We start from the raw sequence: 13,299 nt of genomic DNA on the forward strand, positions 1-13,299 counted from the left end.
CGAGCAGGCGAGCATGAGTCAGACCGGATCCCTCATGGGCTTCGTGCACCGGCGACGCCGGGGCGCGGAGCTGTTCCTGCTCCTGCTCGCCCTCGCGGTCGGCATCGGCGCCTACGCCGCGGTCGGCCTCGGCGTCGAGGGCGAGGTCCCCACCGACCTGGTCGGCTACGGCGGGTGGCTGACGGCGCTGATCGTGGCCGCCCACGTGACGGTCCGCATCGTCGCCCCGTACGCCGACCCGGTGCTGCTGCCGCTGGTGGCCGCGCTCAACGGGCTCGGGCTGGCGGTGCTCCGGCGGCTCGACCTGACCTACGAGGCCAACGGGTTCTCGCAGCACACCTTCGCGCGCCAGCAGCTCACCTGGATGACGCTCGGCGTGGTGCTGTTCGTGGCCACGCTCTTCCTGCTGCGCGACCACCGCTCGCTCCAGCGGCTGACCTACACGTCCGGCCTGGCCGGCATCGTGCTGCTGGTCCTGCCGTTCCTGCCCGTCATCGGCAGCGCCAAGAACGGCGCCAAGATCTGGATCTACGTCGCCGGCTTCAGCTTCCAGCCCGGCGAGGTCGCCAAGGTGCTGCTCGTCGTCGCCTTCTCCGGCTACCTCGTCCTGCACCGCGACGCGCTCGCGCTCGCCGGGCGGCGCGTCGTGTTCGTCGACCTCCCCCGCGGGCGCGACCTCGGGCCGATCCTGGCGATGTTCGGCGTCTCGATGATGATCCTCGTCCTGCAGAACGACCTCGGCTCGTCGCTGCTGTTCTTCGGCCTCTTCCTCGTCATGCTCTACGTCGCCACCGAGCGGCCCGGTTGGCTGGTCGTCGGCGGCCTGCTGTTCGCGGCCGGCGCGCTGGCGGCGTACACCTTCGTCGGCAACGTGCAGAACCGCTTCAACTTCTGGCTGCACCCGATGGACTACTACGAGGCCTCCCCCGGCAGCGGCCAGCTCGTCGAGGCGCTGTTCGGCATGGGCTGGGGCGGGCTGATCGGCCGCGGGTTCGGCAACGGCTTCCCCGAGCGGGTGCCCTTCGCCTACTCCGACTTCATCCTCAGCACCGTGGGCGAGGAGCTCGGGCTGACCGCGGTGATGGCGATCGTGCTCTGCTACGGCCTCATCGTGGAGCGCGCGCTGCGGATCGCGCTCATCTCCCGCGACGGCTTCGGCAAGCTCATGGCGGTCGGGCTCGGCGCGATCTTCGCGCTCCAGGTGTTCGTCGTCATCGGCGGCGTCACCGGGCTCATCCCGCTGACCGGTCTCACCACGCCGTTCCTCTCCTACGGCGGCTCCTCGCTCGTCGCCAACTGGGTGGTCATCGCCTTGCTCCTGCGCATCTCCGACCAGGCCCGCCGTCCGGCGCCCCGCCTCGACCCCGTGGACGAGTCGGCCGCCGACAGCGAGACGACCCAGGTGGTGAAGCTGCGGTGAACAAGCCGATCCGCGTCGTCTCGGTCTTCTGCCTGGTGCTCTTCCTCGCGCTCCTGGTCAACGCGACCTACCTGATGTACGTCCGCGCCGACGACCTCTCCCAGGACCCGCGCAACCGCCGCGTCATCACCGCGGCCTACTCCCGCGAGCGCGGGGCGATCCTGGTGGGCAAGGAGGCGATCGCGCGCAGCGTCCCCTCCGACGACAAGTACAAGTTCCAGCGCACCTACTCCCAGCCCTTCAAGTACGCCCCGATCACGGGCTACTTCGCCTTCTTCAGCCAGACCGGCGTCGAGCGCTCGCAGAACAGCGTCCTCTCCGGCGACGACTCGCGCCTGTTCGTCACCCGGCTGGTCGACATGCTGAGCAACACCGACCCCCAGGGCGGCAACGTCCAGCTCACCGTGAACGCCGCCGCGCAGGACGCCGCCTGGGAGGGCCTGGAGAACCTCCCCGGTGACGCCCAGGGCGCCGTCGTCGCGCTCGAGCCGTCGACGGGCCGGGTGCTGGCGATGACCTCGACTCCCACGTTCGACCCCAACAACATGGCCTCGCACGACTTCGAGGCGGTGGGCGAGCTCAGCAAGCAGCTCAACGCCGACGAGCGGCAGCCGCTGATCAACCGGGCCATCGGCACCACCCTGCCGCCCGGGTCCACCTTCAAGCTGGTCACCGCTGCGGCCGCGATCGAGTCCGGCAACTACGACGCCGACTCGATGGTGCCCGGCGGCTACGGCTTCAAGCTGCCGCAGTCCTCGACCACGATCCGCAACCACGACGGCGGCAACTGCGGCGGGCGCCGGATCACCATGACCCAGGCGATGCAGGTGTCCTGCAACGTCACCTTCCTCAGCCTGGCCAACGAGCTCGGCAACGACGCGATGGCCGAGCAGGCGGAGAAGTTCGGCTTCAACTCCACCTCCCTGGAGGACCTCGGCGGCCAGGCGCAGTCGCTCTACCCGCGCGACATGGACGCCCCGCAGACCGCGATGTCGGGCATCGGGCAGTCGAGCGTCACCGCGACGCCGCTCCAGATGGCGATGGTCGCGGCGGCGATCGCCAACGACGGTGACGTGATGCGCCCCTACGTCGTCGACGAGGTGCGCGCCCCCAACCTCTCGGTGCTCGACCGCACCGACCCGCAGAGCATCAGCAAGGCGGTCTCGAGCACCACGGCCGAGGAGCTCACCAAGATGCTCGTCGCGACCGTCGACTCCGGCACCGCCACCCCCGCCCAGATCCCGGGCGTCGAGGTCGCCGGCAAGACCGGCACCGCCCAGTCGACCGCCGACCGGCCGCCGTACGCCTGGTTCGTCTCCTTCGCCCCGGCAGACGACCCCCAGGTCGCCGTTGCCGTGATGGTGCAGTCCAGCGACACCGCGCGCGAGGAGATCGCCGGCGGCCTGCTGGGCGGACCGATCGCCAAGGCGATCATGGAGGCGGTGATCAACCCGTGACCGCGCTGGGGCCGGGAGGGCCCGTCGACGCCGCCGGGCGCTACGTCCTCGAGTCCCGCATCGCGACCGGCGGCATGGGCGAGGTCTGGGCGGCCCGCGACACGGTCCTCGACCGCTCCGTCGCGGTGAAGGTGCTCAAGCCCGAGTACGCCGACGACGCCCTGTTCCGCGCCCGCTTCGAGACCGAGGCCCGCCACGCCGCCGCGCTCCACCACCCCGGCGTCGCCGCGGTCTTCGACTTCGGGGAGAGCAGCTCCGACGACGGCTCCGACACGCCGCGGCCCTACCTCGTCATGGAGCTCGTCGAGGGCCAGCCCCTCTCCGCGCTGCTGCGCCCGAGCGCGCCGATGGACCCGGCCGTGGTCCAGGACCTCCTCGCGCAGGCCGCCGACGCCCTCGGCGCCGCCCACGAGGCCGGGATCGTGCACCGCGACGTCAAGCCGGCCAACCTCATCGTCACCCCCGACCGGCAGGTCAAGGTCACCGACTTCGGCATCGCGCGCGCCGCGGACGGGATGGCGCTCACCGAGACCGGCACGGTCCTCGGCACCCCTGCCTACATCTCGCCCGAGCAGGCGGAGGGCAAGGCCGCCACCGCCGCCTCCGACGTCTACTCCCTCGGCGTGGTCGCGTTCGAGTGCCTCGCCGGCACCAAGCCGTTCCTCGCCGACACCCCGGTCGCCACCGCGATCGCGCACCTCCGCAACCCGGTGCCCGACCTGCCGGCGTCGGTCCCCGCCGACCTCGCCCAGGCCGTGCAGCGCGCGCTCGCCAAGGCGCCCGAGGACCGCTTCGCCGACGGTACGACGTTCGCGCGCGCGCTGCGTGACCCGGCGTCCGCCGGCGGTGCGGCCGCAGCAGCCGCTGGCGGGGTCGCCGCGGCGACCGCCGTCGTGCCGGCGGTCGCGGACGAGGCGCACACCCAGGTGATGGCCACGTCCCCCGCGTCCGCACCGGTCTCCCCGGCGCCCGTCCAGCCGGCCGCGCCGCCCGTGCCGGTCGATCCGGCACCACGTCGTCGTACCCCGTGGCCGACGATCATCGGCCTCCTCGCCGTCGCCGCCGCGGTGGTCTTCGCGATCTGGCTCGGCTCCCGCGGTGACGACGATCCGGTCGACGAGACGCCGACCACCCCGGAGCAGAGCGAGACCACCCGGACGCCGAGCCCGACGCGGTCCCCGACCCGGACGCCCACGCAGACCCCCACGGAGACCCCGACCGAGACGCCCAGCGAGACGCCCAGCGAGACGCCGACGGAGACACCCACGGAGACCCCGACGGAGACCCCGACGGAGACCCCGACGGAGACGCCCACGGAGACTCCCACCGAGAGTCCGGCGCAGACGCCGACCGAGACGACCAGCCCGGGTGCCAGCGCGTCGCCCAGCGCGTCGCCTGCCGCCGCCCCACCCACCAGCGCCCCCGACCGGAAGGACGAGGACCGATGAGCCAGTCCGAGCCGACACTGATCGGCGGCCGCTACGAGCTCGGCGAGCTCCTGGGGCGAGGCGGCATGGCCGAGGTCCGCAAGGGTCGGGACCTCCGGCTGGGCCGCACCGTCGCGGTCAAGCGACTGCGCACCGACCTCGCCAGCGACGCGACGTTCCAGGCCCGCTTCCGGCGCGAGGCGCAGTCGTCGGCCTCGCTCAACCACCCGGCGATCGTGTCGACCTACGACACCGGCGAGGAGATGGCCACCGACGGCTCGGGCGTCGCGCAGCCCTACATCGTCATGGAGTGCGTCGAGGGACGCACGCTGCGCGACATCCTGCGCGAGGGCCGCAAGATCCTGCCCGAGCGCGCGCTGGAGATCACCGCCGGCGTGCTGTCGGCCCTCGACTACAGCCACCGCGCCGGGATCATCCACCGCGACATCAAGCCCGGCAACGTGATGCTCACGCCGTCCGGTGACGTGAAGGTGATGGACTTCGGCATCGCCCGCGCGATCTCCGACGCGTCGTCGACGATGACCCAGACCGCGGCCGTCGTGGGCACCGCCCAGTACCTCTCCCCCGAGCAGGCGCGGGGCGAGACGGTGGACTCCCGCTCCGACGTCTACTCCACCGGCTGCCTGCTCTACGAGCTCCTCACCGGTCGCCCGCCCTTCATCGGCGACAGTCCGGTGGCCGTCGCCTACCAGCACGTCCGCGAGCCGGCCTCTCCGCCGTCCGACCTCGACGACCAGCTCGACCCCGAGATCGACGCCATCGTGATGAAGTCGCTCGCCAAGCGGGTCGAGGACCGCTACCAGAGCGCCGCCGCCATGAGGGCCGACATCGAGCGCTACCTCGCCGGCCACCCGATCCAGGCGCCCGCCGTGGTGCCGCCGCCGGAGGAGACCCAGTACGTCCCGCCGGTGCCGCCGGGCGAGTCCACCGCGACTCTCGCCGCCGGCTCGCCCCCGCCGCGGCGCGACGAGCCGTCGCGGAGCCGGGCCGGCTGGTGGTTCCTCGCCGGGCTCCTGGTGGTCGGGCTCCTCGCCCTCGGCGCCTACGCGCTCAACAACGTGCTCTTCGACGACGCCCCCGAGCGCGACCCCGTGCCGAACCTCGTCGGCATGACCGAGGACGAGGCACGCCTTGCGATCGTCGACGCCGGCTTCTCCGTGGGCCGGGTCGGCCGGGAGCCGTCCGACACCGTGGCCGCCGACCTGGTGATCAGCCAGGACCCGGCGCGCGACACGTTCCGGGACCCGGGCGACTCGATCAGCTTCGTCCTCTCCACCGGCAAGCCCGAGGTGGAGGTGCCCTACGTCGTGGGCAGCCTGCGCAAGGACGCCCGGCAGACGCTCGTCGCGGCCGGGCTGAAGGTCAGGTTCACCGAGGAGGACTCCGACGAGGACCGGTTCCAGGTCCTGCGCACCGAGCCCGCCGCGGGCACGTCCGTGGCCGAGGGCACGACGGTGACGGTCTTCTACTCAGACGGGCCCGAGAAGGTGCCGGACGTGCGCGGCCTGAAGCAGGGCGAGGCCGAGCGCACCATCCGCGAGGCCGGCTTCGTGCCCGACGTCCGCGTCGACGCCACGTCGACCGAGCCCAAGGGCACGGTGGTCGACCAGATCCCGGTGGGCGGCACGGCCGACCAGAACAGCACCGTGACGATCTTCGTCTCCGCATACGAGGAGCCGGAGACGCCGACCGAGACCCCGACCGAGACCCCGACGACCCCGACGGAGACGCCGACGACCCCGGTGCCGCCGACCGAGAGCCCGACGACGCCACCGCCGACGGGCTGACCGCGACCGGTCAGCCGGCGTCCGACATCGGCGTCGCGTAGGTCAGGTCGAGCAGGCCGGTGTACGCCGGCGCGGTGGCGGAGTCGAGAGCGGCCATCTCCCACGAGACGCTGCCGCCCGGGATCAGGGTGTAGTCGCGGTAGGTCGCCAGGATCGGATCGGTCGCCAGCTCGGCCTCGAGGGCGGCCGGGTCGCCGATGCCCACGATGACGTAGGGCGGCGAGTAGGGGATCCCGTGCAGGGTGACCTGGTTGCCCTCGCACTTGATGCCGGTGGTCGAGATCAGCCGCTGGCCCTGGATGGTGACCGCGACGGCGCCGGCGCTCCACATCGCGTTGGCCACCGCCTGGATGTCCTGCTGGTGCACCACGAGGTCGTTCGGGTTGCCGTCGTAGGCGAGCCGTGCCTCCTCGGGGGCGTCGTCGAGCGTGACCTGCACGGCAGGACCGGTCTTCTCGGTCAGGCCCGCGGGATCGACGAGCGTCGCGATCTGGTCCTGCACCCGCGACACGGATCGGTCACCGAGCTCGGCACTGAGCGCCTCGACCTCGGAGGCCAGGTCGGCCGCCTCGGCGGTGAGGTCACCAGCCTCGGCGCGCTCGGCCCGCACCACGGAGGCCAGGTCGGTGAGCCGGCCGGCACGCAGGTCGAGCCCGTCGCTCTGCTCCGCGCTCACCGCGAACAGGGCCCCGCTCAGCAGCACCACGACCGGTGTCGCCGCGCGCCAGACGCGGCGGCGTCCGGGGGACGAGTGGGGCGGCGGGGGCATGGCGACTACGCTAGCCCCCCGGCGGGCGCCGAGCGTCCCCGACGAGCGTGCCGAGCATGCCGACGTACCCAGCCGAGAAACCCAGGAGCAGCAGTGTCGAAGTCCAAGACGGACGTCCCTTCGGAGAAGGCGAGCCTCCTCTCCGCCAGGTTCGTGATCGCCCTGCTGCTGATCGTGGCCGGCATCGCCTGGCTGGCCTACTACTACGTCGGTCCCCGCGGCAACCCGCTCGCCTTCCCGCCGGTCGAGGGCAAGCCCCAGGCCGTCGCCGACCTGGGGAAGTGGAACTACGCCATCGGCTTCGGCGTGCTGATGCTCGGCCTGATGGTGTCCGCGCACCCCTCCACGCCGCTGGGTCGTGGTCGTGGCGTCGTGGTGGGCATGCTGGCCTGCTTCCTGATCGGCCTGCTCTGGATCTGCACCTTCTACGTCTTCTCCGACGACCTGTCGAAGCTGTGGATCTTCAACGACCTCGGCCAGTGGAACCTGGTCGTCGGCATCGCGTTCATGGCGGTCGGGTTCAGCTTCGCGACCAAGTGGGAGTAGGTTCTCCCTCGCAGCGGTCGATCGGCTGAGGCCGGTCACACCATTCGTCGCCTCGAGCGGTGAGTGAGGCGCCTTCCTGGGGAAGGGGAGGCGTCTCTCTCACCGCTCGAGTCGATTTCAGGGCCGACCGATTTCCACACTGTGGAGAACTCCTGTGGAGAATTACACCGGTGTAGTTGTCCACAGTTGTGTGCACACCTGTGGGCAATCCACCGTGCGTCGCGCACCGGAACCGCGGTGCGTCATACGACTCCGTACCCATACGTGCCCGTTCGTATGACGGACCAGGGGACCCACGGGGGCCAGGCGTCAGGACAGCGCGGCGACGCGCAGTGCGACCAGCGCCACGAGCACGAGGAGGAAGCCGCCGAGCCCGAGGGCCTGCACCTGCGTGCGGCGGGCGCGGGGGGCGTAGGCGAGGACGGCCGCGACGAGGGCTCCGCCCGCGATGCCGCCGAGGTGGCCCTGCCACGAGATGTTGGGGACGGCGAAGGTGATGAACAGGTTGACGGCGACCAGGGTCGCGATGCTGCGCAGGTCCGCGCGGACCTTGTGCGCGATCACGGCATAGGCGCCGAACAGGCCGTAGATCGCACCGGAGGCGCCGAGCGTCAGCTGGCCCGCGCCCGAGAGCCACAGCACGGCGACCGAGCCGGCCAGGCCGGAGAGGAGGTAGAGGGCCAGGAACCTCGTCCGGCCGAGGACGTTCTCGAGCTGGGGGCCCAGCATCCACAACGCCAGCATGTTGCCGGCGATGTGCCAGACCTCGACGTGGAGGAACTGGCTGGTGATCAGCTGCCACACCGCGCCGTCCGCGACACCCGGCACCCAGTGGCCGTCGCCCTGGGTGCCGAGCGTGCACAGCCGCTCGCCGAGCGCGGTCGGGTAGTAGCCGTCGCTCGACAGCGACTCGCAGGTGCCCTTCGGCACCAGCGCGAGCCGCGCGATCAGGTCGCTGTTCTTCCAGCCGGTGGCGAGCACCCCCAGCCAGACGAGCGCGTTGATCGCGATCAGGACGTACGACGTCAGCCGCGGGTCGGCGCTGCGCTCCCCGCCGTACACGGCGCGGTTCTGGCGGCTGGAGCGGTTGGCCTCCTGCACGCACTGCGGGCAGTGGAAGCCCACGGCGGCGTCACGCATGCAGTCGGGGCAGATCGGCCGGTCGCAGCGCTGGCAGCGGATCCAGGTCTCGCGATCGGGGTGCCGGTAGCAGGTCGGCACCCCGGTCGCGGCCGGGTCCCCGGAGGGCTGGGTCATCTCGTCGTCGGGCGGTTCGAGGTGGGGCGTGCCGTCAGCGCTCGATGGTGACGGACTCGATGACGACGGCGTCCACCGGACGGTCCATCGCGCCGGTCTGGGTGGTGGCGATCGCGTCGACGACGTCGCGGCTGGACTGGTCGGCCACCTCGCCGAAGATGGTGTGCTTGCGGTTCAGCCACGGGGTGGCCGCGACGGTGATGAAGAACTGCGAGCCGTTGGTGCCCGGGCCGGCGTTGGCCATGGCGAGCAAGTAGGGCTTGTCGAAGACGAGCTCGGGGTGGATCTCGTCCTTGAACGTGTAGCCGGGGCCGCCGGTGCCGGTGCCGAGCGGGCAGCCGCCCTGGATCATGAAGCCGTCGATGACGCGGTGGAAGCCGAGGCCGTCGTAGTACTTCTCCCCGCTGCGACCGGCGTCGTCGCGGTAGTCCTTGGTGCCCTCGGCGAGCCCGACGAAGTTGTCGACGGTCTCGGGCGCGTGGTTCGGGAACAGGTTGACGACGATGTCGCCCCGGTTGGTCTTGAAGGTCGCCTTGGGGTCGGCCATGGGATGTGCCTCTCGGATCTGTGTCTCGGTTCGCGTGTGCGCCCTCGATCCTGCCATGTGCGACCACGGCGGGACCCCTCACCCGGACGGGGCTGGTCGCGTGTGGGTGGCCGTGGTGAGATGGAGCCACAACGACTGAGGAGGTCACGCATGCCTTTCGGCCGCAAGAAGTCCCTCATGGACCGCGCCCACGACTACGTCGAGCAGATCTCGGAGACCGTGATCCCACAGCTGGAGCAGGCCTGGGACCAGGCCGTGGAGGCGGTGGAGAAGGCCGGCGAGAAGGCCGGACCCGCCCTCTCCGACGCGCGCGACAAGGCGGCACCGCTGATCGCCGAGGGTCGCGCGACCGCCGCCGAGAAGGCGTCCGTCGCCGCGGCGCTCGCCGCTGAGCGGGCCGCTGAGGCCCGCGAGAAGGCCGCTCCCCTGCTGGCCGAGGCCCGCGCCACCGCAGCCGACAAGGCGTCCGTGGCTGCCGCCCTCGCCGCCGAGCGTGCGGCCGAGGGTCGCGACCTCGCGGCGGCCAAGGTCAACGAGCTGCGCGGTGTGGAGCCGGAGCCGAAGGGCGGCAGGCTCAAGAAGCTGCTCCTGGTGACCGGTCTGCTCGCCCTCGGCGGGTTCGTCTTCAGCAAGCTGCGCCAGAAGCAGGACGACGGGGCGCACTGGCAGTCGACCTACGTCCCGCCGAAGCCCCCGACGACGACGTCCCCGACGCCGCCCCCCACCCCGTCGGCCGCTCCGGTCGCCACTGGTGGTGACCCGCTCTCCGACCCGCTGCCGCAGGACGGTGCCGTCACCGCCGACGACGTGGTGACTGCGGAGCCGCCCGCGACCGACGACATCGGCGGCGGTGCTCCGGGCGAGGCGGTGAGCGACGCCGCCGAGGAGCCGCACCCCGCGACCACGCCCGACGACCCTGCGGAGATCATCGACATCGACGACGTGCCGCAGAAGAAGTAGCCGCACCCCGCACCGTCACGGGCGGTGCCTCGTCCCTCGGGGCGGGGCACCGCCCGTGGTGCGTCGCACTCAGGTCGCAGGATCGACGACGCGGTTCTCCTCGATCCAGTCGTCCACCCGCTCCCACCAGGCGTACAGCCACTCGATGCGCGCCTCCCGCTCCACGGGGATCTCCGAGCGCGGGATCGCCCACCACCGCATGGTGATCTGCTTGTCCATCGGCAGCTCGCGCCACAGGTCGCTCACCGTGACGAGGTGGTCGAGGCCGGTGTGCGCCACCATCAGCACGTCGGCCTCCGGCGCGGCCTCCAGCGCTGCCAGCACCCCGCCGGGACGGGGCGCCAGGACGTGGGTCATCTCCTCGGCGCGCACGGCCATCCGCTCCAGCCCGAGCTTGCGGAGCCTGGCGATGGCCCGGTCGCGGCGGGCCGGGGTGAAGTTGCCGCCCTCGGGGAAGATCACGAAGGCATCGTTGAGGTCGAGTCCTGTCGCGAGCGCGGCGATCTGGGACTCGAGGTCCTCCCCGACGTCGGGGTTGGGGGAGATGAACCGCGCCGGGATGCGCCTCAGCACCACGTCGATCGCCGGGTCCCACGCGAGGGTGTTCTTCAGGACCACCCGTGGCTCGCGGTGGTACCAGTGCAGCAGCGCGTACATCAGGATGAACGAGTCGCCCGGCCCGGCGTGGCGGCACATCACCAGCACCGGCCCGTCGGGGACGCGTGGGGGGTGCGGGCCGTCGGTGCGGATCCGCAGCGCCAGCACCCGCCGCGCCTCCCGGAAGAACACGATCAGCGTGCCCTGCACCAGGTCGTAGTGGATGCCGGCGAAGTACGGCGAGCGGATCCGCCAGCCGAAGCCGCTGGCCAGCCACAGCCCGAGCATCACCGCGAGCAGGAGCGTCTCGAAGGTCAGGTAGAGCAGCACGATCCACAGCAGCCGCAGGGCCCGCCAGCGACCCGGCAGGACGGGGGAGAGCGCCGCGGCCACCAGCAGCCAGGCCGGCAGCGTCACCCAGAGCACCACGGTGAGGGCGACCACCGCGGGCGCGACGACCAGGCGCCGCAGGAACCACACCGCTGCGCCACCCACCACTACGCGCCGAGGGCTTCGTCGAGGTAGGCGCGCGAGGCGTCGTACGTCGCGTCGATGCGCGCCTGCACGCCACCGAAGTCACGATGGGCGCGCAGCGAGTCGTCACGGGCGGAGGTCCCGGACGCGGGCAGCACGTGGGCCTCGACGCCGTCGGGGATCGCCGCCATCTCGCGCATGAACCGGTGCCGCCGGGCGACCTCGAAGCTGACCCGGGCGACCTGCCACGGCCGGCTCGGCACCTTCAACGGCCGGTCGATGCGGCCGACCTGCAGCACGAAGACCCGCGTCGCACCGAGCTCGACCGCACGGCCGACGGGGATGGAGTTCACCAGCCCCCCGTCGAGGAAGTGCTCGCCGTCGACCTCGGCCGGCGGCAGCAGGCCCGGTACGGCGGCGCTGGCCAGGATCGCCGGCACGAGCGGGCCGGACGTGAACCAGTGCTCGGCGGCGCGCTCGATGCTGGCGGCGCACACGCCCAGCGTCACGGGCAGGTCCTCGAACCGGGTGTCGCCGAGCTCCTCCTCGAGCCGCAGCCGCAGCGGCGTGGGGGAGTAGATGTGGGTGCCGGTGGACACCGCCCGTCGCACGGTGCGCAGCGGGCGGTCGCCGTACACCTCGCGGCTCTGGGCCGTCGCCGCCCACAGCTCGGTCAGCCGGTCGACGACCGCCAGGTCGGGCTGCCGGGCGACCATGGCGCCGTTGAGGGCGCCGACGCTGGTGCCGAGCACCAGGTCCGGGACGATCCCTCGCTCGAGCAGCGCCCGCAGCATGCCGACCTCGACAGCGCCGAGGACGCCGCCGCCGCCCAGCACGAACGCGGTCTTCATGGGCCGACCCTAGTCAGTCGGCACCGCGGGTCGCGTCACGCGAGCTCGGGGTGCTCCGCGCGCACCCGCTGGGTGGCGCGGTGCTCGGCCCAGAACGAGAGCAGCGGGATGGTGCCGCCCACGAGCGTCACGAGGGTGAAGGGGAAGTCCCAGCCGGCCCGGCGCGAGAGCAGGAACGCGCTGAACAGGAAGATCATGTAGAGCCAGCCGTGCGCGATCCCGAGGTAGGTGGTGATCAGCTCGCCGAGGTGCTGCGCGTCGGAGCCGGTCGAGACCCAGGCGGGGGTGCTGTCGAAGAACCCCCACATCGGGGAGCCGTCGAAGTTCGCGAGGGGCACGCCGATGAGGCAGAGCACCACGAGCAGGACGCCGACGATGGTGGCCATCACGCGGTAGGCGGTGAGGTTGCGGGACACGGCCGCCAAGATATCGGGGCGGACCTACCGCGCCACGGGCTGGTCGACCTCGACCACCTCGGGCGCGGTGGCGTCGCGGCGCCAGCGCCACCAGATGAAGGCGGCGAACGCCCCGAACACCCACCACTCGAAGGCGTAGAGGAGGTTCCGCACGCCGGTGAAGCGCCCCGGCTCGGGCAGGGCCGCGAGCTCCGCGGGCTCGAGGCCCGGCGCGGGCTCCTGGCTGATGAGGTAGGCGGAGTAGAGGTCCACGTCGACGCGCTGGACGGCGTCGGCGACCCGGATCTCGGGGAAGACGTCGTCGGTGGGGTCGGCATCCGTGACGAGGCTGCCCTCGGGGGCCTGGATCCAGCCGACCACGTCCGCGGCGCCGGCGGCGGCGAGCAGCGCGTCGTCGGGCTCGGCGGCCCACCCGCGCACGACGAGCACCGCGGCGTCGCCGACGTGCAGCGGCGCGACGGCCCAGTAGCCGTCGGTGTCGCCGTAGGTGCGGTCAGCGACCCAGAAGCCGCCGTCGAGCCACTCACCACTCACCTCGACGGGCCGGCCCAGGTCGGGCCCGGGGAACGGGTCGTCGCTGCCCATCACGTCCTGCAGGGGCACCGCGGCGACGCCGGTCAGGTCGCGCGCCTCGGCGTCGCGGTGGGCCTGCCACGCGTCGTACTGCCACTTCCCCAGCCAGCCGGCGATGCCGACCAGCACGAGCGCGAGGACCGCGGCACCGATGTCGGTCAGCAGGCCGGGTCGGCGGGGGGCGGTCACGGGCTCGA

Annotated in this window: 13 protein-coding genes; 6 read left to right on the forward strand and 7 right to left on the reverse strand. The window is 72.2% G+C overall.

The window, feature by feature from the left end; translation table 11 throughout:
- Window positions 1-13: 13 nt before the first annotated feature.
- The 4 genes from Q9S36_RS37395 to pknB are packed head-to-tail and all read left to right on the forward strand — an operon-like array spanning window position 14 to window position 6,112.
- Entirely contained in the window at window positions 14-1,420 is a 1,407-nt protein-coding gene (locus Q9S36_RS37395) for an FtsW/RodA/SpoVE family cell cycle protein (RefSeq protein ID WP_311289837.1), read from the forward strand.
- Window positions 1,417-2,877 (forward strand): penicillin-binding protein 2, encoded by a 1,461-nt coding sequence (locus Q9S36_RS37400; protein WP_311289838.1) that lies wholly within the window; start codon window positions 1,417-1,419, stop codon window positions 2,875-2,877. The genes Q9S36_RS37395 and Q9S36_RS37400 overlap by 4 nt, the downstream gene beginning before the upstream one ends.
- Window positions 2,874-4,325 (forward strand): serine/threonine-protein kinase, encoded by a 1,452-nt coding sequence (locus Q9S36_RS37405; RefSeq protein ID WP_311289839.1) that lies wholly within the window; start codon window positions 2,874-2,876, stop codon window positions 4,323-4,325. The genes Q9S36_RS37400 and Q9S36_RS37405 overlap by 4 nt, the downstream gene beginning before the upstream one ends.
- Complete coding sequence (pknB, locus tag Q9S36_RS37410) at window positions 4,322-6,112, forward strand: Stk1 family PASTA domain-containing Ser/Thr kinase (RefSeq protein WP_311289841.1); 1,791 nt, start codon at window positions 4,322-4,324, stop codon at window positions 6,110-6,112. Before Q9S36_RS37405 ends, pknB begins: the two co-directional genes overlap by 4 nt.
- Before the next feature lie 10 nt (window positions 6,113-6,122).
- Here the strand turns inward: pknB and Q9S36_RS37415 are convergent, their stop codons facing one another.
- Entirely contained in the window at window positions 6,123-6,881 is a 759-nt protein-coding gene (locus tag Q9S36_RS37415; protein WP_311289842.1) for a DUF881 domain-containing protein, read from the reverse strand.
- Between the two features lie 93 nt (window positions 6,882-6,974).
- Between Q9S36_RS37415 and Q9S36_RS37420 the strand changes: the two genes are divergently transcribed.
- Entirely contained in the window at window positions 6,975-7,427 is a 453-nt protein-coding gene (locus Q9S36_RS37420; RefSeq protein WP_311289843.1) for a cell division protein CrgA, read from the forward strand.
- 309 nt (window positions 7,428-7,736) lie between these two features.
- Here the strand turns inward: Q9S36_RS37420 and Q9S36_RS37425 are convergent, their stop codons facing one another.
- The gene (locus Q9S36_RS37425; protein ID WP_311289844.1) at window positions 7,737-8,684 is read right to left on the reverse strand and encodes a rhomboid family intramembrane serine protease; all 948 of its coding nucleotides are present in this window, start codon (window positions 8,682-8,684) and stop codon (window positions 7,737-7,739) included.
- A gap of 34 nt (window positions 8,685-8,718) precedes the next feature.
- On the reverse strand, window positions 8,719-9,231 hold the full coding sequence (locus Q9S36_RS37430) for a peptidylprolyl isomerase (RefSeq protein WP_311289845.1): 513 nt from the start codon (window positions 9,229-9,231) through the stop codon (window positions 8,719-8,721).
- A gap of 150 nt (window positions 9,232-9,381) precedes the next feature.
- Between Q9S36_RS37430 and Q9S36_RS37435 the strand changes: the two genes are divergently transcribed.
- Window positions 9,382-10,191: a hypothetical protein gene (locus Q9S36_RS37435; RefSeq protein ID WP_311289846.1), complete on the forward strand. Its 810-nt coding sequence runs from the start codon at window positions 9,382-9,384 to the stop codon at window positions 10,189-10,191.
- 69 nt (window positions 10,192-10,260) lie between these two features.
- On the opposite strand, the gene Q9S36_RS37440 is transcribed toward Q9S36_RS37435, so the two are convergent.
- From Q9S36_RS37440 to Q9S36_RS37455, 4 genes are read right to left on the reverse strand one after another with little or no spacing between them, the layout of a single operon-like run.
- Window positions 10,261-11,283: a 1-acyl-sn-glycerol-3-phosphate acyltransferase gene (locus tag Q9S36_RS37440; RefSeq protein WP_311289847.1), complete on the reverse strand. Its 1,023-nt coding sequence runs from the start codon at window positions 11,281-11,283 to the stop codon at window positions 10,261-10,263.
- Between the two features lie 2 nt (window positions 11,284-11,285).
- Window positions 11,286-12,113: a patatin-like phospholipase family protein gene (locus tag Q9S36_RS37445; protein ID WP_311289848.1), complete on the reverse strand. Its 828-nt coding sequence runs from the start codon at window positions 12,111-12,113 to the stop codon at window positions 11,286-11,288.
- A gap of 35 nt (window positions 12,114-12,148) precedes the next feature.
- Window positions 12,149-12,529, reverse strand: coding sequence for a DUF3817 domain-containing protein (locus tag Q9S36_RS37450; protein ID WP_311289849.1), 381 nt, complete (start codon window positions 12,527-12,529; stop codon window positions 12,149-12,151).
- A gap of 24 nt (window positions 12,530-12,553) precedes the next feature.
- Entirely contained in the window at window positions 12,554-13,291 is a 738-nt protein-coding gene (locus Q9S36_RS37455) for an SURF1 family cytochrome oxidase biogenesis protein (RefSeq protein ID WP_311289850.1), read from the reverse strand.
- Between the last annotated feature and the right edge of the window lie 8 nt (window positions 13,292-13,299).

Source organism: Microbacterium sp. ARD31 (assembly GCF_031844425.1).